Source organism: Salmonella enterica subsp. arizonae, from assembly GCF_008692845.1.
GTDB classification, from domain to species: domain Bacteria; phylum Pseudomonadota; class Gammaproteobacteria; order Enterobacterales; family Enterobacteriaceae; genus Salmonella; species Salmonella arizonae.
In genome coordinates this window covers 53467-78792 of the sequence record NZ_VXJW01000009.1, presented here as the reverse complement: position 1 = coordinate 78792, position 25326 = coordinate 53467, and the positions used below count along the sequence as shown (strand labels likewise).

18 protein-coding genes and 2 pseudogenes are annotated in these 25326 nt (G+C 53.2%); 2 read left to right on the top strand and 18 right to left on the bottom strand.

Annotated elements, in window-relative coordinates; genetic code table 11:
* Positions 1-99: 99 nt before the first annotated feature.
* Genes mukB through cmoM form a run of 4 tightly spaced genes read right to left on the bottom strand, consistent with a single transcriptional unit; the run spans position 100 to position 7369 of the window.
* Positions 100-4566, bottom strand: coding sequence for a chromosome partition protein MukB (gene mukB, locus F4V61_RS16585; protein ID WP_080160837.1), 4467 nt, complete (start codon positions 4564-4566; stop codon positions 100-102).
* Positions 4566-5270, bottom strand: a complete 705-nt coding sequence (gene mukE / locus F4V61_RS16580) for a chromosome partition protein MukE (protein ID WP_000060022.1) — start codon at positions 5268-5270, stop codon at positions 4566-4568. Before mukE ends, mukB begins: the two co-directional genes overlap by 1 nt.
* Entirely contained in the window at positions 5251-6573 is a 1323-nt protein-coding gene (gene mukF / locus F4V61_RS16575; RefSeq protein WP_058345531.1) for a chromosome partition protein MukF, read from the bottom strand. Before mukF ends, mukE begins: the two co-directional genes overlap by 20 nt.
* The gene (gene cmoM / locus F4V61_RS16570; protein WP_001154022.1) at positions 6566-7369 is read right to left on the bottom strand and encodes a tRNA uridine 5-oxyacetic acid(34) methyltransferase CmoM; all 804 of its coding nucleotides are present in this window, start codon (positions 7367-7369) and stop codon (positions 6566-6568) included. The genes mukF and cmoM overlap by 8 nt, the downstream gene beginning before the upstream one ends.
* A gap of 135 nt (positions 7370-7504) precedes the next feature.
* Here cmoM and elyC point away from each other — a divergent pair, with 135 nt between their 5' ends.
* Entirely contained in the window at positions 7505-8281 is a 777-nt protein-coding gene (gene elyC / locus F4V61_RS16565) for an envelope biogenesis factor ElyC (RefSeq protein ID WP_000899538.1), read from the top strand.
* On the opposite strand, the gene F4V61_RS16560 is transcribed toward elyC, so the two are convergent.
* The 14 genes and pseudogenes from F4V61_RS16560 to F4V61_RS16490 all read right to left on the bottom strand — a co-directional run bounded on the left by F4V61_RS16560 (position 8261) and on the right by F4V61_RS16490 (position 23080).
* A complete protein-coding gene (locus F4V61_RS16560) occupies positions 8261-9154 on the bottom strand; it encodes a YcbJ family phosphotransferase (protein WP_000436892.1) in 894 nt (297 codons plus the stop codon). The genes elyC and F4V61_RS16560 overlap by 21 nt on opposite strands.
* A gap of 210 nt (positions 9155-9364) precedes the next feature.
* A complete protein-coding gene (gene kdsB, locus F4V61_RS16555) occupies positions 9365-10111 on the bottom strand; it encodes a 3-deoxy-manno-octulosonate cytidylyltransferase (protein WP_000011568.1) in 747 nt (248 codons plus the stop codon).
* Positions 10108-10290, bottom strand: coding sequence for a protein YcaR (gene ycaR / locus F4V61_RS16550; protein ID WP_000350056.1), 183 nt, complete (start codon positions 10288-10290; stop codon positions 10108-10110). Before ycaR ends, kdsB begins: the two co-directional genes overlap by 4 nt.
* A gap of 104 nt (positions 10291-10394) precedes the next feature.
* Positions 10395-10993 (bottom strand): annotated as a pseudogene (locus tag F4V61_RS16540) (DNA glycosylase AlkZ-like family protein); the annotation flags it as partial.
* A gap of 43 nt (positions 10994-11036) precedes the next feature.
* Positions 11037-12014 carry a tetraacyldisaccharide 4'-kinase gene (gene lpxK / locus F4V61_RS16535; RefSeq protein ID WP_000561673.1) on the bottom strand — a complete coding sequence of 326 codons (978 nt, stop codon included), beginning with the start codon at positions 12012-12014 and terminating at the stop codon, positions 11037-11039.
* A complete protein-coding gene (gene msbA, locus F4V61_RS16530) occupies positions 12011-13759 on the bottom strand; it encodes a lipid A ABC transporter ATP-binding protein/permease MsbA (protein ID WP_000551250.1) in 1749 nt (582 codons plus the stop codon). Before msbA ends, lpxK begins: the two co-directional genes overlap by 4 nt.
* 36 nt (positions 13760-13795) lie before the next feature.
* Positions 13796-16060, bottom strand: a complete 2265-nt coding sequence (locus F4V61_RS16525; RefSeq protein ID WP_080160838.1) for a ComEC family protein — start codon at positions 16058-16060, stop codon at positions 13796-13798.
* Between the two features lie 228 nt (positions 16061-16288).
* A complete protein-coding gene (ihfB, locus tag F4V61_RS16520) occupies positions 16289-16573 on the bottom strand; it encodes an integration host factor subunit beta (RefSeq protein ID WP_000167329.1) in 285 nt (94 codons plus the stop codon).
* A gap of 155 nt (positions 16574-16728) precedes the next feature.
* Complete coding sequence (rpsA, locus tag F4V61_RS16515) at positions 16729-18402, bottom strand: 30S ribosomal protein S1 (RefSeq protein WP_000140324.1); 1674 nt, start codon at positions 18400-18402, stop codon at positions 16729-16731.
* 113 nt (positions 18403-18515) lie between these two features.
* Positions 18516-19199 (bottom strand): (d)CMP kinase, encoded by a 684-nt coding sequence (gene cmk / locus F4V61_RS16510; protein ID WP_079781519.1) that lies wholly within the window; start codon positions 19197-19199, stop codon positions 18516-18518.
* 232 nt (positions 19200-19431) lie between these two features.
* A pseudogene (locus tag F4V61_RS16505) lies at positions 19432-19706 on the bottom strand (metalloprotease); the annotation flags it as partial.
* A 48-nt stretch (positions 19707-19754) separates the two neighbouring features.
* Entirely contained in the window at positions 19755-21038 is a 1284-nt protein-coding gene (gene aroA / locus F4V61_RS16500) for a 3-phosphoshikimate 1-carboxyvinyltransferase (RefSeq protein WP_080160839.1), read from the bottom strand.
* 71 nt (positions 21039-21109) lie between these two features.
* Positions 21110-22198: a 3-phosphoserine/phosphohydroxythreonine transaminase gene (gene serC / locus F4V61_RS16495; RefSeq protein WP_079829374.1), complete on the bottom strand. Its 1089-nt coding sequence runs from the start codon at positions 22196-22198 to the stop codon at positions 21110-21112.
* Positions 22199-22387: 189 nt separating this feature from the next.
* Positions 22388-23080 carry a DUF421 domain-containing protein gene (locus F4V61_RS16490; protein WP_000642865.1) on the bottom strand — a complete coding sequence of 231 codons (693 nt, stop codon included), beginning with the start codon at positions 23078-23080 and terminating at the stop codon, positions 22388-22390.
* Between the two features lie 136 nt (positions 23081-23216).
* Between F4V61_RS16490 and ycaO the strand changes: the two genes are divergently transcribed.
* Positions 23217-24977, top strand: coding sequence for a 30S ribosomal protein S12 methylthiotransferase accessory factor YcaO (ycaO, locus tag F4V61_RS16485; RefSeq protein ID WP_079832509.1), 1761 nt, complete (start codon positions 23217-23219; stop codon positions 24975-24977).
* Positions 24978-25326: the final 349 nt, after the last annotated feature.

The following is a 25326-nucleotide window of genomic DNA, read 5'->3' as shown; positions in this document are numbered from 1 at the left end:
TTTATCCGACCTGCAGTCAGCGATAATTTCCATACTTCAGGAAATTATCCAGGCATGATAAGCAAAGCGCCATCAAGCCTGCCACCGTTTCTGCCGTGTTTAACTCGCTTCTGAAGGTGTATCTTCCGTCTGCGTACCGGGAAGCGTTTCCGGGAGTTGCGGTGCAAAACCACGCAGCCCGACAACATGAACGTGCTCAGTATTCTGGAACACTTTACGCACCAGTTTATACGTCGTGCCCTTCTCCGGACTGATGTTCTCCGGCGCCGCGATGATGAGCTGCATCTGCAAACGTTCGCACAACTCAAACAACGTGGCGATAGACCGCGCATCCAGACGCGCCGCTTCATCGAGGAACAGCAGACGACATGGCGAAATATCTTTCCCACGCAGTCTGCGCGCTTCGTCTTCCCAGCTTTGTACCACCATCACCAGAATCGACATCCCGGTCCCGATTGCTTCCCCGGTCGACAACGCGCCGGATTCCGCACGTAGCCAGCCGTCAGACCCACGGTTAACTTCGACTTCCATTTCCAGATAATTACGGTAGTCCAGCAACTCCTCGCCGATGGTCTGCGGCGTGCGTTGCCCCATATCGATCTGCGGATTCAGGCGCTGGTACAGTTTCGCCAGCGCTTCGGAGAAGGTCAGACGATTACTGTTAAACAAATCCTGGTGCTGCTCCTGCTGCTCTGAAAGCACGTCCAGCAGAGTGGCATGTGTTTCACGCACGTTGACGTTTAACCGCACGCTATTGACCTGGCCAAACGAGACGCTTTGCAAGCCCTGGTTAAGCATTCGGATACGGTTCTGCTCGCGCTGGATAGTCTTGCGGATAATGTTCGCCACGCTGCGGGAACTGATCGCCAGCTTTTGTTCACGCGACGTCAGTTCTTCCGTCAGACGGCTCAGTTCAATCTCCATCTGTTCAATGGCTTCAACCGGATCGTCGGTACGAATAATATCCTGACGAATACGTTCGCGTAGATGCTGGTAAACGGCCACAAAGAACTGGATTTTGCGTTCAGGGCGTTTCGGATCTTCCGACAGGCGCAGCACGTCGCGCAGATGTTCGTTATCCGCGACCGCCAGGCGTAGCGCGCCCAACGCCTTATCCGACATGGAGCGCAGTTCATCTGCCGACAGATAGGCCAGCTCACGACGGTGCAGACGACGTTCCACGCCATTGTCTTTAACCATCCTCATGACCGCGCACCAACCGGCTTTCGCGGTCACGACCTGCTCGCGCATTTCATGATAATCGCGCTCCAGCTTGCGCAGCTTGCGGGTCAGGTTATCCATCTCCGCTTCGCAGAAGGTAAGCGCTTTCTCAAGCTGGTTGCGACGCGAACGGTTATTGCTCAACTGGGCGTGCAGTTCATCCCGACGCTGGCGGGCGCGCTCTTCCGCCCCGCTGTCGGCGCGAACGCCAATATCCTGTAATTCACGTTGCAAATCGTTAAGCAGCTCTTTTTTCGTGTCGTAAGAACTTTTTAGCGAGGCCAGAACTTGGCTGTACTGACTTAACTGCGAAGCGTGGCTGCGCAACGCTTCGCGAGCGCGGGTACGCTCGGCTTCCGCCTGCTCCAGCCGCTGGCGCAGCTTTTCGTTGAGATCGCTGTTGCCGCTCAGCATTTCCGCCGAGTCGGAATAGCTGAAATGCGCCCGACGTTCGACGACTTCCGCGAGCGCAAAAGCCTGCTGGCGCGCGTCGCGCTGCATTTGCTGCGACCACGCATAATCTTCTTTTAACTGTTCGAACTGTTCAGGATCGCTTTGCAGAACGGAAACCACCGGCTCCAGTTTGGCTAACTGGTTGCCATACTGCTGGACGAATCGCGCCGCTTCCTGCGCCTCATCCAGCCGCTCCTGAATTTCATCGACCCGATCGGCCAGCGTTTCATCGGCCAATAAATTCAGCCGCGGCAGCAAACGGTTAAGCGCAGAAACGCCCTCTTTCGCTTGCTCAAACTGAAGACGTTGCTGCTGGTTGTCATTTTCATGCGTCGCCAGCGCGCGCTCCAGCTCGACGCGACGTCCGTTCAGTCGGCGAATTTCCGCTTCCGGATCGTCCTCAAAGGCGACGGAAAGATGGCTACCGATAAAACGGCTGAACGCCTGGTGCAAACGCTGAGTTTTCTGCACATCAAACGAGAGCGTCGCAAAGCGTTCGGAAAGCACTTCCCGTTCCGCATGGAGGCTTTCAATACGGTTTTCGCGCGCCGCACGGCCAAAAATAGGCAGCGACGGGAAGCGCGAATAACGCCACTGACGGTCAGCAATTTTCACTACCACCGCTTTTTCCAGCTCGTCAACGCTGAATACGCTGTCATCAAAAGACTGCGGATCGCCTTCGATCAGGTACAGATCTTCCGGGCAATCAGTCAGCCCCTCAAGCTGTTCGGCAATTTGCGATAAATCCGGTACGACAATCGCATGGCGCGACGGGCCATACAGTGCGGAAAAATACGGCGCATCTTCGAGACTGACATCATCGTAGATTTCCGACAGCAGAACCCCGCCAAAACGCTCCGCCAGCGTATTCAATCGCTGATCTTCCGCGCCGCCCGGCTGGCTTAAACGTTCTATCTCTTCATCAACCGCATTCTTACGCGCGCCCACTTCGTCGCGTTCGACAATAGCCTCGCGCTCACGCTCCAGCAGTTGTTGCAGGTATTCGGTCACTTCCTGGCTGGATGAAAAAGTCTCGCCGCACTGTTCGCTAAGCTGGTTAAGGCTGTTTTGCGCCGCCAGCCAGACGGGCGCCCGCTGCATCAGATGTTGAATACGCGACTGAAGCTGCTCCTGCTCCTGACGCAGCGCCAGACGCTGTTCACTGGCGTTAGCCACGCTGTCTGATAGCGCCGCTATACGCGCTTCAAGCTCCTGATGCAGCGCTTCCAGTTCGTCAATATCAAAATTTTTGCCCTGGCGTTTACAGAACTCCGCCAACAGACGTTCCGCCTCTTGTTGCTCGCGCAGCCGCTGTTCCAGCTCGCTCAGGCGCATTCGCAGCGGCTGTACCTGTTCCGCCAGGTGACGCTGGTTTACGCCGTCCCGCAACAGCTCGCGCGCCACGTCCCAGGCTTCTCCACGCGCCAGCGGGCCGTTGATCGCCGCAACCAGTTGGTAAGCCTGCTCAAACTGACTATGCGCGGTTTGCGCCACGCTCATTTTTTGTTCCAGAGAAAGCAGTTTTTCCGTGGCTTCCTGTTCTTTTGCCTGGAAAGTATCCAGCCATTCGGCGGCGCTTTCCGGCGTTAGATCCGGCAGATGGCAAAGCTCTCTGGCGCGGGCGAGCGCTGATATCGCCTGGTTATACTGAATCGCGCGCGTTTGCTGTACATCCAGCGCCTGCTGGTAATCCGCAAGCTGGCTTTTGAGTTCATCGACTTCCAGCTCGGCAGCTTCGGCACGCGCTTCATTTTCTTCCTGCATTTCGGCGGCTTCCGCCACCACTTCGTCTTGCTCTTCGAGTCGAATCTGCAGCTCTTCAAGATCCGCTTCATAACGCTCAATTTTTTCCTGCTGGCGCAGCGCGGTTTGCACCAGGTTCAGGTGATCGCTCGCCGCCTGGTAATCCGCTTCAAGGGAGCCTTCGGCGCCGTTATGCTCGCCCAGCTCACGCGCCATATCGACATGCTTATACTGCTCCGCCGCCAGTTGCTTACGCGATGTGTACAGTTCGCGTCGAAACGCCAGCGCCTGATCAAGATGAACCCGACGCTCATTAGCATGGCGCATATAATCTGCAGCCACATAATCGGTAGCTTCGCTGATCAAATGCTTAAACAGATCGCGATCGGATTGGGTAACGCGAATCGCTTCCAGCGTGAGCCGGTTCTCGCGCAACGCCGCTTCCATATCCTGGAACGCCTTGCGCACGCCGCTGTTTTCCGGCAATAAATAATCGCGTAGCGATCGGGTAATAGCGCTGGAGATCCCGCCGTACAGCGAGGCCTCGATCAAACGATAGAATTTACTGCGATCCGACGCTGAGCGCAGACGACGAGCGATAATCCCTAAGTCAAACATCAGCGAATGATAATCGGTGATGGAGTTAAACTGCTTAAACTGCACGCCTTCCATCTCGTCAAGCTTGTCTTTCAGCTCAGCAAGCGACAGTACGCGCGCCTGACGTTCGTTTAAGGTCTCTGTCACCAGTTGCGTCGGCTGTACCGACATCGGCAGTCCCTGAATAGCGAACGGTTTAATGTCCACTTTGCGATCGCGCCCGGCGACCTGCTGCAGACGCACGCCGACCACCACCCGCTGATGGCGGGAATTAATGGTGTCGAGCATGGAGTAACAAACGCCCGCCTTCAGCTTACCGTGCAGGCCTTTATCGCGCGAACCGCTGGTGGCGCCGGCTTCCGTGGTGTTACGAAAGTGCAGTAATGTGAGATCCGGAATCAGCGCCGTGACGAACGCCGCCATCGTCGTGGATTTGCCGGCGCCGTTGCCCCCGGATAACGTTGTGACCAATTCATCCAGGTCAAAGGTGCGGGCAAAAAAACCGTTCCAGTTAATCAGCGTTAGCGAGCGAAATTTACCGCGTTCAATCATTATTCATCCTCTCCACTGTCCGGCTGATTCTCTTCGGTCTCATCATTGAGCTGCAGATGGTTTTCAATCGGCATCGCTTCCCCGTCGCGGATGAGGCGACGCTGCGCCTCGCGAGGATCGTCTCCGGTACGTACATCCGCGCCAAAACGGAAGACGGATTCTGTAATGCGGAATTTGCTGCTGTCATGACCCATAAACCACACCATGCCCAAACGACGCAGACGGTTCAAAGAAGAGCGTACCTTTTCCTGTAGTTTCTGGCGATCGACGTCAGATCCCGTCGAACGGTTATTCACCAGCTTCAGCAGCTTGGCTTCGTCCGCCAGGGTGAGCAGCTCGTCGTACAGCTCCTGTTGGGTAAAGATCCCTTCGTTCGCCAGGCGTTCCGGACTAAGATAGAGGTAACAGAGAATTTTACCGACCATCATATCCAGTTCAGATAGCACCGAACGAGGAATCAGCGTGGTGGAACGCGGACGCAGGTAGAAAAAACCTTCCGGCGCGCGAATCAGTTCCACGTTATAACGCGCGTAAAACTCTTCCAGGTATTCCTGGAAATCCATCAGAAAGGCATGATTATCCAGTTCGTCCAGTCCAATGTGACGGCCCGCACGCAATGCGCTATCCAGCGCCGGAAATAACGGATTCGCCAGCGCCTGCGCCAGCTTGACCGGCATCACTTGTTCAATATTTGTCAATGACATGCGCCTGTACCTTGGCTCCGTAATCATTAATCGGCTGCCATTTGGCTGGCAGTCCGGTGAAATCTGCTTGCGCTACGCCAAGACGTACCGCCTGATCGATAACAATGCGCGCCACGTCAAAATGACGCGCGCGCGGGTATTGCGCCAGATACTCGCGCACCACCAGTCCAAGATCCAGTGGCGTTTGTCTGGTTTTGTAGATAGCCAGTTGTTCTTCAATGATGGCCGCCAGTTGCTCGCGGATCTCGTTAAACTCTTCATATTCCAGATCCGGCGGCAACTCCCCGGTGACTTCATCGTCACGCAACGCCATCTCTTCATCGCGCATATCCAGCAGACGATCGGCACTCGCGTAGGTTAGCGCCCACGGATCGTCGAAATACGTTTGCACAGACTGACGCAAACGCTGGGCGAAGACGCGATTTTTATCCATATCGATCGCGGTGCGGATAAATTTATGTACGTGACGGTCGTAGCCGATCCATAAATCGATAGACTGCTGTCCCCAACTGATAATGCGGTCAAGTTTACTTTGCAGGTCAAAAACCAGCCTGTCGACAAAATGCAGATCGTCGTGAGACATCGTGGCATCCTGAATGCGCAGCAGGTTAGCCTGCAGCTTATCGCCCGCCGCTTCCAGCGTATCCTGCAATTCACGCAGCGTACCGGAGGTTTCGGAAAGCAGCAGTTCACAACTCGAAATTGCCGCGCGCCAGTCTTTATTCAGCAACTGTGCGATATCATCTTTTACCTGCTGCTGCTGCTCATCCATGATGCGCTGAGTCAGATCGATACTGTCGAAAATTTCCGCCACCGAATATTTTAGCGGCGCGTAAACATTACGGTGCCAGTGGAACTCATCGCCGCCCTCTTGTGCCGCGTCCGCCGCGCGTTTCAATTCGCCAGCTACAATCGATAGTTGCATGGAGAGACGTAACGTAGAAAACTCCCGCTGGCGGATATAATAATCGGTGATGCCAATTCCCAGCGGCGTTAATCGGTAAATCGCATTGCCTTCCGCTTGCTCGCTGGTAAAGCGGTTCAGCAGACGTTGACGCACCATATCGTTAATCGCGTTATTGGCGCGCACGCCGATGGTTTCGCTGGTTTGCTCAAACGCATCACTCACATGGCGAAACGCATCCACCAGTTCGCCTTCACTCATCTCGCCGTCAAGGCGTTCACCGTTCAGCGTAGCGACCGCCAGCAGAAAGGAGAGTCTGTCTACCGGCAGCGAGATGGAAAAGTCGTTTTTTCTGGCCCAGGCAACCAGTTCGGGGACTGTCTGGGAAATTTCACTCATAGGTTATCCTTGCATCTGCGGCTAGAGCCGGGCTTTTAATCGCGGTGACATGAATATAACGCCCAAGGCTAATATACGGCTCCTGGCGGCAATAACGCGTTTCCAGTTCGACCAATGTCTCATAACAGTCACGCTGTTGGCGCTTTTCACGCAGATAATCATGAAACACACGGACGCCGGTTTTACCGGTAATCTGCCAACCAATCGCCTCCAGCCACTGGTACACCTGAGCGGGATCGCGCGGATAGTCAGGCGACAGTGTACGCTTCTTGCGTTTAGGCATCCCCGCCTGCACGTAGTCAAAATTACCCGCCACCATATTGTGCATCAGCAAACCATTAGCGTTATAGAACATCAACGACAATGCGCCGCCAGGACGCAATACTGACCAGAGCGTTTCTAATACGCCGACAGGATCGGCCACCCACTCCAGCACAGCATGAAACAATATCAGATCAACCGGGCTTTCCAAATGCGAAGCGACATTCTGAGCCGGGCATTGTATAAAATGCATGTCTTTGCTCACACCTTTTGCCTCGGCCGCCTGCTGCGCGCGGGCGATCATTTCGCCAGACAGATCGCATAATGTCACCTGATGACCGCGCTCCGCCATCTTAATCGCCGTTTGCCCTTCGCCGCCGCCGGCATCCAGTACCCGCAGTTTTCGCCCGCCAATCTCCTCCAGCACGCGATCCAGGTCTTGCCACAGAATGGCTTGCCGCAGTTGTCCTTTGGTCGTGCCGTAAATGTTACGGGAAAACTTTTCAGCAATGTCATCAAAATTGCGATCCTGCATCGAACTCTCCACAGGCTGGCTCAGGCGTTATCTGATAAAACCGCTATTTTGTCACAGCCACGGCGAGAATGAACCTGTCTGGTGTAATATCACCGTTAATCCTCCGCTATATGGTTAAAAAAGGAACCAAAAAGGATGCTTTTTACGCTAAAGAAAGTGATTGGCGGTATGCTGTTGCCGCTCCCACTGCTGTTGCTGATAATTGGCGTTGGCCTGGCGCTGATCTGGTTTAGCCGCTTTCAGAAGACCGGAAAAGTATTTATCAGCGTGGGCTGGCTGGCGCTCTTGCTGTTAAGCCTGCAACCTGTCGCCGACCGTCTGCTACGCCCGATAGAAAACAGTTACCCTACCTGGCAGGGTCCGCAAAAGGTAGAATATATTGTGGTTCTCGGCGGCGGTTATACCTGGAACCCGCAGTGGGCGCCGAGCTCTAATTTAATTAACAACAGCCTGCCGCGGCTGGCGGAAGGTATTCGGCTGTGGCGAGCGAATCCGGGCGCAAAACTGATTTTTACCGGTGGCGTAGCAAAAACCAATACGGTAAGCACGGCGGAAGTCGGCGCGCGGGTGGCGCAGTCGCTTGGCGTACCGCGTAGCGATATTATTACGTTGGATAAGCCAAAAGATACGGAAGAAGAAGCCGCCGCCGTTAAGCAGGCCATCGGCGACACGCCTTTCCTGCTGGTGACGTCCGCCTCGCATTTGCCGCGTGCGATGATTTTCTTTCAGCATGCCGGGCTTAACCCGCTTCCCGCGCCGGCCAATCAACTGGCGATCGATTCGCCTTTAAATCCCTGGGAACAGGCGATTCCCTCCCCGGTCTGGCTGATGCATAGCGATCGCGCCAGTTATGAAGCATTAGGGCGAATCTGGCAATGGCTGAAAGGCGCGTCAGGCAAGCCAGGGGAGTAATGATTTCGCCGCCAGATCAAAATGGGTACGGTTAAAACGTCCGGTATTGACCAATTGCGCAACCTCGTCCCACAGCACATAGAGCCAACGCCGCCAGATGAAGGACTCCGCCACTGGCGCGCGTTGCAGATAATGCCAAAGCAATCCCTCCGCCAATGGATTATCCATCAGGCGAAACAGTTCGAATTCCCTTGGCGCCCACAGCATCAGTCCAGGGCCGACCATCGCCAGAAGCTGATCGCTACGGGCATCTTTAAGCATACTGCGTAGACAGAAGTTGCCGTGTACCAGCACGCAGTTGTCGTTAAATCCTTCAAATAACGAAGGAAGGCATTCTCTGGTACGAAACAAGATACGTTTGTCCTGCATCGTTAAGCCGGTGTTGCTGAACTGGTTTAACGTTGTCCATAGCACCTCTACTCGCTGACGATACCAGGAAGACCAGATGTTCTCCTGAGTATGGTCTACAGCGCCAACGCAACCGCGGCTATCCAGACGATGCCAGGCCAGTAATCCTTCGACAATCTGATCTTTTAGCTGTTCCCAGCGTTCCGGGGTACGCGCCGGCGCCTCCACCGGCACGCCGCGCAGGCGTTCCAGCAACAGCACATCCGGGCCGGGATGCTCTTCATGCGTTAATACGCCATAGATGACCGGCATCCTTACTGTACCGCTACGCGCCAGCATTGAAGTTTTCCATGCCAGTTGCTGCGCAACGCCGGGAGTCGTAAAGCTTCGCGCCATTAGCGGCATCGGATTTCCCTGGCTGTCATATAATGACCACAATGCAGAATCCGCTTTCTCATTCACGCACTCTATACGACTAAGTTTTTCACCCAGTAAATGGCTGAGTTCGGCCCGCAACTGTTCCATTCCAGATTACCCCCATTAGTGCTACTGCTTTAATAATGAGCGTCGTATGGACAGATGTCACCCGTATCAGATCAAGGGAAGAAAAGAAAAATGAGGAAAATCGTAACGGTACGAGAAAGTCGCCACTAGTGAGCAGACGTGAGTATTCATCTTTGCGCTACCATACCGCGCTGTTCATGATCGTCTAAGACGATCATGAACAGGATCATGTTAACGCATTTCAGCGCGCACGCGCTCCAGGTCGTCGGCGGTGTCTACGCCCGTGCCGGGCACTGCTTTAGCGACGGCGACATGAATTTTTTCGCCGTACCACAGCACACGGAGTTGCTCCAGCATTTCAATCTGTTCAAGCGGGCTGGGTTGCCAGCTCACGTAACGGCGGATAAAACCTGCGCGATAGCCGTAAATGCCCAGGTGGCGAAGGCAAGTATCCCCTACCGTTTCCAGACTTTTTGCAAAGCGGTCGCGATCCCAAGGGATCGTCGCCCGGGAGAAGTAGAGCGCATAGCCTTCGGCATCCAGCACAACTTTCACCGCATTAGGATTAAACGCCTCTTCGGCGCTGTGAATCGGCGCCGCCAGCGTCGCCATTCCGACCTGCCGCTGCGCCAGGTTTTCCGCGACCTGGCGAATAATAACCGCCGGGATCATCGGTTCATCGCCCTGGACGTTCACAATAACGGTATCGTCGCTAAAACCGCACTTCTCTACCACTTCCGCTAACCGTTCGGTACCCGACTGGTGATCGGCGCGCGTTATGCACACCTCACCGCCAGCCGCTTCTACTGCGCGGGCCACGTCTTCATGATCGGTCGCGACAATAATGCGCTCCGCGCCAGATTCGCGCGCCCGCTCCAGGACATGAACAATCATGGGCTTGCCGTTGATATCCAGCAATGGTTTGCCTGGCAGTCGGGTAGATGAAAAACGGGCTGGAATGATAACGACGAAACTCATGATTTACTCTCATCAGATGTCAGGGAGCGGGCTTCATTTTCCAACAATACAGGAATGCCGTCGCGTAATGGGAAAGCAAGGTTATCCAGTTTGCAAATTAATTCTTGCTTCTCCTGGTTGTACCAGAGTTTGCCGTTGCATACCGGGCAGGCGATGATTTCAAGCAGACGATGATCCATAGTTCCTCCAGATGGACCGGATTGTGAATCCTTCAATATTAACATAATCGATTATGGTGCAGGGTCTATTTCCCAGCCGCGACGCATGGCGCTAAACAGGCCTGGCGGACATTGCCCCAGTGCGGCATCATACGGCGCGTTAAATCATATACGCGTTGAAAATTACGCCGCTCAACAACCATGACTTTTCCGGCGGTAAATAAACCCTCAAGGTGGCGTTTATGTGGTTTCCATTCCCACCAGCCGCTGACGCCTTTCTGCGCATGTTCAAAATCGGCAGAACGCACCGGACCGTGCTCCTGAATATGCCGCACTAGCTGTTCTATTCCTTCCGCGTGCTCATGCATCCATGCCGCGCGATATTTCCAGCCCATCTTTTCCGGCGACAGCATACGATGGCGGATAAGTTTAAAGTCGCGGCGTGGTAAGAAACAGGCTTCATGCGCCCAGTATTCCATCAACTCGCCGCGGAACAGCGCCTCATCCAGCCAGGCCTGTGGGTACGAACCGAGACGGCTAAACAGCACCAGATAGGGGCTCTACGCGCGACAACATTGATGGTATCAATTTGCAGCAACGCCATGCGTGAGATGGCGGCAAGAACATCGCCAGGCAGCGCGTTACGGCGCGGCTTTTTTAATAGCCCCTGCGCAGCAAGGTGGAGACAACGGGCCTGGGAAAGAGAGAGGTACGGCAATGACATTCATGACTCCATCAATTCATCACTGCCGCCGCATTGGGTTGCGCTAGCGAACCAGCGAGGTGATATGTTCAAGCAACTTATCAGGCTTCTCGCCGGACAAACGCGCATCAACCGGTAAGAACCACCAGTTATCTTCGGCAAAAGCACGACATTTCACCGCGTCTTTTTCCGTCATTACCAGGGTCTGCCCTTCACCGACCAACGCCTGAACGTCAGCAGGGGCGAGCGTTTGATGATCCGCCAGCGGGACGCACTTTTGCGGATGCGCGCCACAGGATTCCAGCGTTGCGAAAAAGCGCGGCGGATGCCCAATGCCCGCCATCGCCACAATATTGCTCAGTTGCGCCACATCGCAACGCGCTCCCGTACGTAAGTTCACCGCCAGTCCAGGCGCTAGCTGCATGGGTATTTCACCCGCCCGGGCGACGCCGCCATTCACGATGGCGGCATCCACGGTTTTCAGGCGACTGGCGCGCTCGCGCATAGGACCGGCAGGGAGCCACCAGCCGTTGCCAAAGCGGCGCACGCCGTCAATCACCACTATTTCGATATCCCGCGCCAGTCGGTAATGTTGTAATCCATCGTCCGTGATAATGATCTGTACATCATGCGCCGCCAGAATCGCCTTCACCGCCGCGGCGCGCTCAGGCGCAACCGCGACAGGCGCGCCGGTCCGTTGATAAATCAATACCGGTTCATCTCCCGCTTCTGCGGTTGTCGTCTCCGGCGTCAGGAGCAACGGATAAGCAACTGCTTTCCCACCGTAGCCGCGGGAAACTACCCCAACGCGCACGCCACGCCGTTGCAACTGCTCCACCAGCCAGATTACCACCGGTGTTTTACCGTTACCGCCCGCGGTGAGATTCCCTACCACGACCACCGGTACCGGCGCTCGCCAGGCGCGTTTAAGACCAAGCTTATAACTCAGACGAATCGCCCCGCTCACCAGGCCATACAACCAGGAGAACGGCAACAGTAACCGCCACAATGGGGATTCACCCGACCAGATGCGCGCAATCATTGGCCAAATTGCATCTTATGCAGTTGAGCATAAACGCCGTGTTGCGCCAGCAGCTCGCTATGAGTGCCGCGCTCAACGATAATGCCGTCCTCGACCACGACAATCTCATCCGCCTGTTCAATAGTGGAAAGACGATGCGCAATCACCAGAGAGGTACGGTTTTTTTGCAGCTCATCCAGCGCCGCCTGAATCGCACGTTCAGACTCCGTATCCAGCGCGGAGGTGGCCTCATCGAGGATCAGAATCGGGCTGTCGCGAAGTAAGGCGCGGGCAATCGCGATACGCTGGCGCTGACCGCCGGAAAGCAGTACGCCGTTTTCGCCGATGATAGTATCCAGGCCATTATCCATCTTGTTGATAAAGTCCATGGCGTAGGCCATGCGCGCCGCCTCTTCAATCTGCTCGCGGCTGTATTCTTCCGTCCGGGCATAAGCAATGTTATTGGCGACTGTGTCGTTAAACAGATGCACGTTTTGCGAAACCAACGCCACCTGATTACGTAGAGAGGCCAGAGTATATTCGCGTAAATCGTGACCATCCATCAGGATGTGCCCTTCATCAATATCGTAGAAACGCGTGATCAGGCTGGCGATTGTCGATTTACCCGATCCGGAACGTCCCACCAGCGCCACGGTTTTCCCGGCAGGGATTTTCAAATTAATGTTACGCAATGCCGGTACTTCACGGCCTGGATAAGTGAAAGTCACATCACGGAATTCGAGATCGCCGGTCGCGCGCTCAATGACACGTTTGCCTTCATCTTTCTCCTGTTCGCTGTCCAGAATCGCAAACAACGTCTGACAAGCCGCCATCCCACGCTGGAACTGCGCGTTAACGTTTGTCAGCGATTTTAAAGGACGCATCAGCGCAATCATGGAGGAGAACACAACGGTGATGGTCCCAGCCGTCAGGCTATCCATTACGCTTGGAAAGCTCGCAGCATAGAGGACAAACGCCAGCGCCAGCGAGGCAATAAGTTGAATGACAGGATCGGAAATCGACGAAGCAGAGACCATTTTCATGCCCTGCAGTCTCATCTTATTGCTGACTTTATCAAAGCGTTTAGTTTCGACTTCCTGACCGCCGAAAATCAGTACCTCTTTATGTCCTTTCAACATTTGTTCGGCGCTGGTTGTCACCTGTCCCATCGTGTTCTGCATATTTTTACTGATGCTGCGGAACCGCTTTGAGACAACGCGAATCGCAATCGACACAATCGGCGCTAAAACCACCAAAATGATCGACAGTTGCCAGCTATAATAGAACATCATGATAAACAATCCGATGATCGATGCCCCTTCACGCACCACGGTAATCAGCGCGCCTGATGAAGAGGAGGCAACCTGTTCTGAATCGTAAGTAATACGCGACAACAGCGTACCGGTAGACTGTTTATCAAAGAAGGCGACGGGCATTCCCATCATATGGCCAAACAGGCGACGGCGCATGGTCATTACCACCTTACCTGACACCCACGAAATACAGTAGCTGGAGACATAGCTGGTGATGCCTCGTAAAACCATCAGCCCGATAACCACCAGCGGCATCCACAGCAACACTGAGCGATCCGTTTTACCGAAACCATCATCCAGCAATGGCTTGAGGAGCGATAACATGAAGGTATCGCTGGCTGCGTTGAGAATTAACGCTATGCCCGCCACGATCAGACCTGCTTTAAAAGGCGCTATGGTTGGCCACAATCGGCGGAAGGTCTGCCACGTAGAGAGATCTTTATCGTTATGCATTCAAAAAACCAGCATTTGTTGAAATAGCCGCATATTCTACCCGTTATCCTCGGACACGCCAAACCACTGATGATACCAACGAGGTAAAATTTGATCCCGTAAGCCTTGTATGCGCCAGCCCTGCGGAGAAAACACCAGCGAAATTTGTCCCTGGTGGGGTGTATCAAACCACTGATACTCCTGTTGTCGGTAGCGCTGTTTTACCTTGCGGGACGGCAGCCGCCATGCGTTATAGCGCGATGCGGATGCCAGCGCCGCTTCACCATGTACCCGCTGAATAAGCGGTAGCGACGACGACGTATTACTGCCATGATGCGGCACCTGGATAAACGTCGCCGCAAGATGTCGCCAGTAACGACTTAGCATTTTTTGTTCAGCGCCCGCTTCAATATCGCCCGTGAGCAGGATGCTATGTACGCCGTCATCCACTTTGACCACACAGGAGCGGTTATTTCCTCGATCGGCACTTTCGCGTAACGGCCAGTGCGCCTGAAACGTTAGCCCCTGCCATTGCCACTGCTCGCCGCGAAAACAGGGCAAATGTCCCTGCCAGCCTAACGGGCTGCGAATCCATATTGACGGCCAGACCCGCTGTAGCGAACGCAGCCCGCCCCGATGATCCAGATGCTCATGACTCAAAATAACCCCCTCCGGCGTCAGATTATGCCAGCGCAACCAGGGAATAATAACCTGTTGCCCGCTGTCGCCCTCCGGCCATGCCCGACCGGTATCGTAGAGTATTACTTTATCGCCCCTGACGATCGCTATCGCCAGCCCCTGACCGACATCCAGCATATGCACCTGCCATCCGCTGGCGCTTATCGGCCGCCAGAGTGGCCAGCTCATCAACAATAACCCGCATAAACAGACCGCCGGCCAGGTACGCCAGACGTTTAATCGCCACGCGATAAGCGTTAGCCAGGGCAAAAACGCCAGCCACTGCCAACGGTTATCAATATTCACCCAGCCCTGCGGTAAAGCATTCAACAGGTAAAATAGCGCGGCTAACGCGCGATCGGTCAGGAACCATACCCCCTCTTCAAGAAAAAACGGCCCGGTTAAATGTAAAATCATGCCCGCCAGGATGAGCGGAACCGTCACAAATGTGACCCAGGGTACGGCAAAAAGATTCGCCAGCATTGCGGTGACGCTTATGCCATGAAAAAGCGCCACCTGTAGAGGCAAAAGCAAAAGTGTAATGCCTGCCTGTAGGTGAAGCAGGTTAAGCAACCAGCGAATGCTCCATGGAAAATTTCCGTTTGGCGCAGGAAACCACTGATACCAGAATAACAGGCCGGCAACCGCAAACGCTGACAGCCAAAGACTTTGTGATATAACCGCCACAGGATCGGCGAAGATAATTGCGGCCAGACAGCAGCACCAGACTTGCCAGCCGCTCCACTGCCGTCCGCTTAATTTTAATCCACCCCAGACACTCAGCGCCGCCACCGTGCGCAGTGCGGGTGGTTGTAAACCGGTAAGCCAGGCATAAAACATCGCGCAAACAATGCCGCCGAGCAATGGCGTCTGCCAACGAATCCATCTGACCGGTAAAAACAATTGCCCGCCGCGAATTAACCCGGCAGCCAATAACGCGGCAAAAGCGATATGCAGGCCGGAAATCGCCATCAAATGAGCCGTCCCCGTCTCGCGCATGACGGCCTTTATATCCTGCGACATCGCCCCCCGCTCCCCCATCCCCAACGCCAGGATAACCTGCTGCCACGGATAAGGCGCAAGCGTAGCGCGAAGCGAAGCAAGGTAGCGCGCACGCAAGCTACACGTTGGGTTAATCGCTTTAGCCTGCAGGAAACGCCCGGTCAATGGTTGGTGCTGCGCCAGCGCGTAGCGCTGACTATCAAAACCGCCTTCGTTAAGCTGGCCGTGTACTGCTCTGACCTTCAGCTTCATCGCCCACTGTTGTCCGGCACACACTTCCGTGGGTAAATACTGACCATACAGGACAATCCCTACAGCAGGAAAGAGCGGCTTTCCGCGCAATTGAGTGATTCGCCCATAATGGGTCGTCATATGATCGGTGGCGGTAATGACGACCGTCGCTTCCTGCGTAGAGGCAGGTAGCACGTTACCCGCCCAGATGGCCTGCCTGGCGGCAAGTGTCCCCCACAGAAAAAAGAGCAGGGATAATGCCGCATAGCGCGCATAGTGATGAGGTATGAGGCAAAGTAAGCATACCAGGCAAAATAGCGCCGCGAGAATCCGCATGTCGGGTAATGCTGGCAATATCGTAAGTGGAAGTATGCCCCATACTACGCATATGCTGACCGTCGTTATCTTCATAAACACCTCCCTGTGAAGGAAAGTGTGCAGATTCCGGACGTCATTGTCTGGTGGGTATTTTGCCCCCTACGGCACGGATTCCAGAGTTTTTTCCCAGCAAATGTAAGGTGCAACAAAAAATACGAAACGCTTTCCAGTTTGCGGCTGAATGGCGTCTGTCCTGATGGACTATAAATGAAAAAAGCACCTTGAAGGTGCTTTTTTCGGGTTCACGTTTTGCGTTAAAACTTAACCATAAATATTGGCGCGATCGCGCAGTTCTTTACCTGGTTTAAAGTGAGGAACGTATTTTCCTTCCAGTTCCACTTTATCGCCAGTCTTGGGGTTACGTCCGGTACGAGGTGCGCGGTAGTGCAAAGAAAAACTGCCGAAACCGCGGATTTCAATACGCTCGCCCTGCGCAAGAGTCGAGGCCATATGCTCCAGCATCTCTTTTACTGCGTCTTCAACCGCCTTAGCGGGAATGTGAGATTGCTGGCTTGCAAGTCTTTCAATCAATTCTGACTTGGTCATGATTCCTCCGGTTTCTTAAAGGCAAATTGGCTGCAGCCGTGAGATTGATTAAGGGCGGCCGTAGCCGCCCTTAGTGCTTGATTACAGGACGAATCCTGCCATCTGTCAAGTAAACTCGTTACACTTCGGACTAAAATGTCCGAAGTTTCAGAGAATTACTCGCCCTTAGCTGCTTTGAATGCTTCAGCCATTGCGTTGTTAGAGAAGTTCGCATCTTCCTGTTTGTTAACAGTTGCGATGGCATCTTTCTCGTCAGCTTCGTCTTTCGCACGAACAGACAGGCTGATTGCGCGGTTTTTACGATCAACGCCGGTGAATTTAGCTTCAACGTCGTCGCCAACGCTCAGAACCAGGGTCGCATCTTCAACGCGGTCACGGGATGCTTCAGAAGCACGCAGGTAACCTTCAACGCCATCAGCCAGTTCTACGGTTGCGCCTTTCGCGTCAACTGCAGTCACTTTACCGGTTACGATAGCGCCTTTCTTGTTCAGAGCAACCCAGTTGTTGAACGGATCTTCTGCGAGCTGTTTAACGCCCAAGGAGATACGTTCACGCTCTGCGTCAACCTGCAGAACAACTGCAGCGATTTCGTCGCCTTTTTTGTATTCACGAACTGCTTCTTCGCCTGCAACGTTCCAGGAGATGTCAGACAGGTGAACCAGGCCGTCGATGCCGCCGTCCAGGCCGATGAAGATACCAAAGTCAGTGATAGACTTGATTTTACCTTCAACGCGGTCGCCCTTGTTGTGGGTTTCTGCAAACTGCTGCCACGGGTTAGATTTGCACTGCTTCAACCCTAAGGAGATACGACGACGTTCTTCGTCGATATCCAGAACCATCACTTCCACTACGTCGCCAACGTTAACCACTTTGGACGGGTGGATATTTTTGTTGGTCCAGTCCATTTCAGAAACGTGAACCAAGCCTTCAACGCCTTCTTCGATTTCAACGAAGCAGCCGTAGTCGGTCAGGTTGGTCACGCGACCGGTCAGTTTGGTACCTTCCGGATAACGTTTAGCGATAGCAACCCACGGATCTTCGCCCAGCTGTTTCAGGCCCAGGGATACACGGGTACGCTCGCGGTCGAATTTCAGCACTTTCACGTTGATTTCGTCGCCAACGTTCACGATTTCGCTCGGATGCTTAACGCGTTTCCAGGCCATGTCAGTGATGTGCAGCAGGCCGTCAACGCCGCCAAGATCAACGAATGCACCGTAGTCAGTGAGGTTCTTAACGATACCTTTAACTTCCATGCCTTCCTGCAGGTTTTCCAGCAGCTGATCGCGTTCTGCGCTGTTTTCGGATTCGATAACGGCACGACGAGAAACCACAACGTTATTACGTTTCTGGTCCAGCTTGATTACTTTGAATTCAAGCTCTTTGCCTTCCAGGTGCAGAGTGTCACGCACCGGACGAACGTCTACCAGAGAACCTGGCAGGAACGCGCGAATACCGTTCAGCTCAACAGTAAAGCCACCCTTAACTTTGCCGTTGATAACACCGGTAACAGTTTCAGCATCTTCGTAAGCTTTTTCCAGCGTGATCCATGCTTCGTGACGTTTAGCTTTCTCACGAGAGAGCAGAGTTTCACCGAAGCCGTCTTCTACTGCATCCAGAGCAACGTCAACTTCGTCACCAACCTGGATTTCCAGTTCGCCCTGGGCGTTTTTGAACTGCTCAGCCGGAATGGCAGACTCAGATTTCAGACCGGCGTCAACCAGTACTACGTCTTTGTCGATAGCAACAACAACACCACGAACGATGGAACCCGGGCGGGTTTCGATTTCTTTTAAGGATTCTTCAAAGAGTTGAGCAAAAGATTCAGTCATGTTTAATCTTCAGGTTTCATATTTAACGTCCACCTGGCTCCGTGCCGGATGGGGTTGTTTAACATACCCGCTGTCAATCCTTTGCAACGGGGGTACTGCAAATTCGGTCGCATTTAAGCGAGAGCCAATTTTTGGCGCGCATATTGTAACGCTTTTTCAATCACTTGCTCAATGCTTAATCGGGTAGAATCCAAAACTAATGCATCAGCAGCAGGAACTAACGGCGCTACAGCGCGATTACGATCGCGATCGTCGCGTTCCTTGATCTCGGCCAAAAGGCGTTCAAAGTTAACACTAAAGCCCTTCTCCTGCAACTGTAGCATACGTCGATTCGCACGTTCCTCCGAGGAGGCGTCAAGGAAAATTTTTACCGGCGCATCCGGGAAGACCACGGTCCCCATATCGCGCCCATCGGCGATTAAACCAGGCGCTTCGCGGAATGCGCGTTGACGGCGAAGAAGCGCTTCACGCACGCGTGGGAATGCCGCCACCTGGGATGCCGCGTTCGCGACTTCCTGCGTACGGATTTCGCCGCTAACGTCCTCGCCTTCCAGGATAACTTCCAGGTTGCCGTCCGTTGAGACGAAACGCACGTCCAGATGGGACGCCAGCGGCACCAGCGCATCTTCAGAGGCGAGATCGACATGGTGATGCAATGCCGCCAGCGCCAGTACGCGGTATATCGCGCCGGAATCCAGCAGATGCCATTGCAATGCTTCCGCCATTGCTTTGCACAAGGTGCCTTTACCTGCACCGCTTGGGCCATCAATGGTTATTACCGGGGCAATTGCCGTCATCTTTATCTCCTTAAACAGGCGTACCGTTAACGTAAACGCCGCGCATTATACGCGCCAACGCTCGCGACCGTTAACGTTGCGTGCAAAAACCAGTTTTGTCTGTAATCAGATGCGGAATAATTGAGCAATTATAGCGGGCTGGCGAGGAACGAGTCCGAAAGATGACAATGATTTACTTTTTATCTCCGGCAATTCTGTTGCGCATATGCTGCGCGCGGTCGGCTGAGGCCTTCGCTATCGCCCATACATTGATATTGCTGGTCATATAGACTTTATAATTATCCGGCGTACCGTCAATGTTGTTGCCCAGCGTCTTGGCAATTTTGTTCAGACGTTTGGTATATTTTCTTTTCGCGCCCGCCAGTTGATTCGCGCTGTCCATTTGTTTACACGCATTGTTAGGTAATGCTTTAACATCCGCGTCGGACAGAGTGGCGGCTTTGCAGGCTGCATGCCGGAACTGGCAATTAAATTGCCATCCACGCCATTTTTACACCCTGCCAGCAGCGTAGCGGACTTCGGCGCGCCAGCCTGTCGGCTGGCGCAACAATGGGATCAGGCAGGCGTACTGATACGCGCCAGTTGTTCGAAATAATCAGGGAACGTTTTTGCAGTACATTTAGGGTCCAGGATCGTGACTGGCGTATCGGACAGTGCGACCAGTGAGAAGCACATCGCCATACGGTGGTCGTTGTACGTACCGATATCAGCATGATGGAGCTTCGCTGGCGGCGTGATACGAATATAATCATCCCCTTCTTCGACTTCAGCCCCCACTTTACGCAGCTCGGTCGCCATCGCGAACAGGCGATCGGTTTCTTTCACCCGCCAGTTATAAATATTGCGCAGGGTAGTGGTTCCTTTCGCAAATAGCGCCGTGGTGGCAATCGTCATCGCCGCATCCGGAATATGATTCATATCCATATCTATGGCGTGCAATTCGCCGCGCGTACAGGCAATAAAATCATCGCCCCAGGTAATGGTCGCGCCCATTTTCTCCAGCACGTCGGCAAAACGAATATCGCCCTGCATACTTTTGCGGCCAATTCCGGTCACTTTTACCGTGCCGCCTTTTATCGCCCCGGCGGCGAGAAAATAGGACGCTGACGAGGCATCGCCCTCGACCAGATAGCGACCCGGAGAGTGATACTGTTGACCGCCCTTCACGACAAATTGTTGGTAGTGATGGTTCATTATCTCCACGCCAAAGGTTTTCATTAAATTTAGCGTGATATCAATGTAAGGTTTTGATACCAGTTCGCCTTTAACGCGAATAATTGTGTCTTTAGGGGCCAACGGCGCCGTCATCAGCAGAGCGGTCAGGAACTGGCTGGAAACGCTACCATCAACCTCAATGTCGCCGCCGGTAAAACCGCCGCGCAGACGCAGGGGCGGATAGTTTTCCTGCTCCAGGTAATCAATATTCGCCCCGCCCTGACGCAGCGAATCAACCAGATGGCCTATCGGACGCTCTTTCATACGCGGTTCGCCGGTTAACACTATCTCATTTTGCCCCAGACATAGCGCTGCCGCTAACGGACGCATCGCGGTTCCGGCATTACCGAGAAACAGTTCCAGAGCGTCTGGCGCGCGTAATGCGCCGCCATTACCCGTGATGTCACAACGGGTGCGATCGGCAGAAAGGGTGTAATTGATCCCCAACGCGCTCAGGGCATTGAGCATATGGCGGACGTCATCGCTATCCAGCAGATTCGTCAGAATGGTTTTACCACAAGCTAAAGCCGCCAGGAGCAAAGCACGGTTTGAAACACTTTTGGAGCCAGGTAAATTAATGGCGCCATCGACCCGCGCGATGGGTTGTAACGTCAGGGATTCCATGAAACTCAACTCTCAAAAAACAGAAATAAAACCCCCACAGACTGTCCGTGGGGATGAAAAAAAGAAACGCATTAGCCGTGGCGACGCTCAAAATCGATCATGAAATCGGTCAGCGCTTTCACCCCTTCAATCGGCATGGCGTTATAGATAGAGGCGCGCATACCGCCAACAACACGGTGCCCTTTTAAGGCATGCAGACCGGCGGCGAAAGACTCTTCCAGAAAGACCTTGTCCAGCGCATTGTCCGCTAACTGGAACGGAACGTTCATCCGAGAACGGTTGGCCTGCGCGACATCGTTACGGTAGAAATCGCTGTTATCAATCACACCGTACAGCAGCTGTGCTTTTTGCTGATTTATTTTGTGCATTGCCGCTACGCCGCCCTGCGCTTTCAACCACTTGAATACCAGACCAGAAAGATACCAGGCGAAAGTCGGCGGCGTATTAAACATGGAGTCGTTGTCGTTCAGGACAGTGTAGTCCAGGATAGACGGGCAGTTCTCGTGCGCTTTACCTAACAGATCTTCCCGGACGATAACCAGCGTCAGCCCTGCCGGACCGATATTCTTCTGCGCGCCAGCATAAATCACGCCATAGCGAGAGACGTCCAGCGGCGCAGAAAGGATGGTAGAAGAGAAATCCGCCGTGACGACCACCTCCGGGCCAAAATCAGGCGTTTCATCAATGGCGATACCGTCAATGGTCTCATTCGGGCAATAATGTAAATAAGCGGCGTTATCGGAAAGTTGCCATTCACGCATCGGTTTCACGGCGCGTTTGCCGTCGACGGTGATTTTGGCGTCGATAATTTGCGGCGCACAGTATTTTTTGGCTTCTTTGATGGCGCTTGCCGCCCAGTAACCGGCATCGACATAATCCGCCGTGGTTCTATCGCCCAGCAAATTTAATGGTACGCCAGCAAACTGACCACGACCGCCGCCGTGACAAAACAGGACCTTATAGTTGGAGGGGATGCTAAGAAGATCGCGAAAATCCTGTTCCGCCTCCTCAGCAACCTGGATAAATTCCTTGCCTCGATGGCTAATTTCCATTACCGACGTACCAAGATCGTGCCAGTCACGCAGTTCCTGTTGCGCCAGTTTAAGTACTTCCGTCGGTAGCATTGCCGGACCTGAACTAAAATTAAAGACTTGAGCCATTTCCCCTCACCACGCTGCATTGTTGCCTGCCTGACAGACAGACATCAGGCAAACGTTATTCATGTGGATATCGGTTTTATCACTCAGTGACACGCGCCGCAACGGGTAAAACAAGGAGAGGGAAAAATGCGGCGTGCGTCTCACAACAGAATCTTCCGAATTAACCGTATAAATCCGGTATTTTCGCTGTTAAACAACGCGCTTAGCCCAACTTGCCTTCGTCCATTCTGGATTTGCGCAGCGCGGACATAATTGTTTTTCTCCGACGGTCATTCGTACCACTTCACTGCAACGTACACAGGCATAGTCGCCAGCCTCCGGGATCTCCGTAAAGCGTGGCGTACAGTGCTCAGGAAGAATGCTTAATCCCGGTTTAACGTCTTTATCTTCAAAGAAATAGACACTGATTTGTCCGTTCGTCTCAAGAATTGCCAGTCTGACCTGCCCCAGTTGTTCAACGCCGTTCAAACGAAGCTCCATAAAAAATTCAAACTCCGTCATGTTCGAGCGTTGCAGTTTTTCCCACGCCAGTTCTCCGTCTTCAACAATGACCACCGACTTGCCTTCCAGCAGATCCTCCAACTTTTCACTATGCGCCATCAGCCACATGACCAGACGATAGAGCAGCGCCAGGGTGATGAATACCACCAGAACAGGGAGCATCGGAACATCATCATAAAACGCGACGTCGCCTGCCGCAGATCCCAATGTCAAAATGATCAGCACTTCAAAAAGCGACATTTGCCGTACACCCCGTCGTCCTGTCACCTTTAAGAAAAGAAACACCAGGACAAAGGTATAAAAGCTACGTAGCGCCACTTCTCCCAAAAACGCTACCGGCACGTTATCCAGCGCCATTCGTTGCAAATCAAATGCCTTCATTTTTTATGCTCTTCCTGTGAATTCCTGTGTAAAAGCATAGCCAATACTTTTATTTCCGCCGATGTCCCGGCGAGATAGCGCCCGTCACGTAAAACCCGTATCATTGCGCGCTTTCCGTACGACAAAAGTGATTTTCATGACGCAAACATTTATTCCCGGCAAAGACGCCGCGCTGGAAGACTCCATCGCCCGCTTCCAGCAAAAGTTACTCGACCTCGGCTTTCACATCGAAGAGGCGGCCTGGCTGAACCCTGTGCCAAACGTCTGGTCAGTGCATATTCGCGATAAAGAGTGCGCGTTATGCTTTACCAACGGAAAAGGCGCGACCAAAAAAGCGGCGCTGGCCTCGGCGCTGGGCGAATACTTCGAGCGTCTGTCAACCAACTACTTTTTTGCTGATTTCTGGCTTGGCGAAACGGTCGCCAACGGGCCATTCGTGCATTACCCGAACGAAAAGTGGTTCCCGCTGACTGAAAATGACGATGTACCGGAAGGCTTGCTTGATACCCGTCTGCGCGCGTTTTACGATCCGGAAAATGAACTCACCGGAAGCCAGTTAATTGATCTTCAGTCCGGCAATGAAGCACGCGGCGTCTGCGGCCTGCCATTTACCCGTCAGTCCGATAACCAGACCGTGTATATTCCGATGAATATCATCGGCAACCTGTACGTCTCTAACGGAATGTCCGCCGGCAATACGCGTAATGAAGCCCGCGTTCAGGGACTGTCGGAAGTCTTCGAGCGTTATGTGAAAAATCGCATCATTGCGGAAAGTATCAGTCTGCCGGAGATTCCCGCAGAGGTGATGGCGCGTTATCCGGCGGTAATGGAGTCAATCGCCACGCTGGAAGCCGAGGGTTTCCCGATTTTCGCCTATGACGGCTCGCTGGGCGGTAAGTATCCGGTTATCTGCGTCGTGCTATTAAACCCGGCTAACGGTACCTGCTTTGCTTCTTTTGGCGCGCATCCTGACTTTGGCGTTGCGCTGGAACGCACGGTGACCGAGCTACTCCAGGGACGCGGTCTGAAAGATCTTGATGTCTTCACCCCACCAACGTTCGATGATGAAGAAGTCGCGGAACACACTAATCTGGAAACCCACTTCATCGACTCCAGCGGCCTGATTTCCTGGGATCTGTTCAAACAGGACGCCGATTACCCGTTCACGGACTGGAGTTTCTCCGGCACTACCGAAGAAGAATTCGCCACGCTGATGGCCATCTTCGCTGCTGAAGATAAAGAAGTCTACATTGCCGATTACGAACATCTCGGCGTCTACGCTTGTCGTATTATCGTACCGGGAATGTCTGATATTTATCCTACCGAAGATCTGTGGCTGGCCAACAACAATATGGGTAGCCATCTTCGTGAGACTTTACTTTCGCTACCGGGCAGCGCCTGGAATAAAGAAGACTATCTCAATCTGATTGAACAATTAGATGAAGAAGGTTTTGACGATTTCACCCGTGTGCGTGAACTGCTGGGTCTGGCGACTGGAGCGGACAATGGTTGGTATACACTGCGTATCGGCGAGTTAAAAGCGATGCTGGCATTGGCGGGCGGCGATCTGGAACAGGCGCTGATCTGGACAGAATGGACGATGGAGTTTAATTCCTCAGTCTTTAGTCCGACACGCGCGAACTATTACCGTTGCCTGCAAACGCTACTGTTACTGTCGCAAGAAGAAGCACGCCAGCCACTACAATATCTCAATGCTTTTATAAAAATGTATGGCGCAGAGGCTGTAGAAGCCGCCAGCGCCGCGCTTAGCGGCGAAGCGGCCTTTTACGGATTACCGCCTGTAGACTGCGATCTGCAAGTGTTCCCGGCCCATCAGTCCTTATTAAAAGCCTATGAAAAATTGCAGCGCGCGAAAGCGGCATACTGGTTAAAATAAGGCCATATGAGTGACTTAGGGTAGGTTTACACTATCGGCTGCGTTATATTATGGGGCGCCTTTGGGGCCCCGTTTTATTTATTTTCGATAAACGCCAAAAATGTAATAGCAAGGTTAAATATTGGTGATTGATATTAAATAAATTAACGTAGTGATGTTGCTTTATTTATTGATTACCCCATTTTAATTAACCACGTAACAGGAGGATAAAAGAAAAAATTCAACTCACTTTATAATTTTTAAAATTTATTTTTATTTTTATATTCAATAAATTACACCGTAATCGCATAAAAACCATGCGCCTTACGGGCCTATAAGCCAGGCGAGATATGATCTACATCAAATTCTC

Bases quoted from the DNA above. Each gene is read 5' to 3' on its own strand.
- mukB (WP_080160837.1), bottom strand. From the start codon at position 4,566: ATGATTGAACGCGGTAAATTTCGCTCGCTAACGCTGATTAACTGGAAC.
- ycaR (WP_000350056.1), bottom strand. From the start codon at position 10,290: ATGGATCATCGTCTGCTTGAAATCATCGCCTGCCCGGTATGCAACGGC.
- F4V61_RS16525 (WP_080160838.1), bottom strand. From the start codon at position 16,060: ATGAAGATAACGACGGTCAGCATATGCGTAGTATGGGGCATACTTCCA.
- mukF (WP_058345531.1), bottom strand. From the start codon at position 6,573: ATGAGTGAAATTTCCCAGACAGTCCCCGAACTGGTTGCCTGGGCCAGA.
- rpsA (WP_000140324.1), bottom strand. From the start codon at position 18,402: ATGACTGAATCTTTTGCTCAACTCTTTGAAGAATCCTTAAAAGAAATC.
- elyC (WP_000899538.1), top strand. From the start codon at position 7,505: ATGCTTTTTACGCTAAAGAAAGTGATTGGCGGTATGCTGTTGCCGCTC.
- aroA (WP_080160839.1), bottom strand. From the start codon at position 21,038: ATGGAATCCCTGACGTTACAACCCATCGCGCGGGTCGATGGCGCCATT.
- serC (WP_079829374.1), bottom strand. From the start codon at position 22,198: ATGGCTCAAGTCTTTAATTTTAGTTCAGGTCCGGCAATGCTACCGACG.
- lpxK (WP_000561673.1), bottom strand. From the start codon at position 12,014: ATGATTGCGCGCATCTGGTCGGGTGAATCCCCATTGTGGCGGTTACTG.
- mukE (WP_000060022.1), bottom strand. From the start codon at position 5,270: ATGTCATTGACAAATATTGAACAAGTGATGCCGGTCAAGCTGGCGCAG.
- cmoM (WP_001154022.1), bottom strand. From the start codon at position 7,369: ATGCAGGATCGCAATTTTGATGACATTGCTGAAAAGTTTTCCCGTAAC.
- F4V61_RS16490 (WP_000642865.1), bottom strand. From the start codon at position 23,080: ATGAAGGCATTTGATTTGCAACGAATGGCGCTGGATAACGTGCCGGTA.
- kdsB (WP_000011568.1), bottom strand. From the start codon at position 10,111: ATGAGTTTCGTCGTTATCATTCCAGCCCGTTTTTCATCTACCCGACTG.
- msbA (WP_000551250.1), bottom strand. From the start codon at position 13,759: ATGCATAACGATAAAGATCTCTCTACGTGGCAGACCTTCCGCCGATTG.
- ycaO (WP_079832509.1), top strand. From the start codon at position 23,217: ATGACGCAAACATTTATTCCCGGCAAAGACGCCGCGCTGGAAGACTCC.
- F4V61_RS16560 (WP_000436892.1), bottom strand. From the start codon at position 9,154: ATGGAACAGTTGCGGGCCGAACTCAGCCATTTACTGGGTGAAAAACTT.
- ihfB (WP_000167329.1), bottom strand. From the start codon at position 16,573: ATGACCAAGTCAGAATTGATTGAAAGACTTGCAAGCCAGCAATCTCAC.
- cmk (WP_079781519.1), bottom strand. From the start codon at position 19,199: ATGACGGCAATTGCCCCGGTAATAACCATTGATGGCCCAAGCGGTGCA.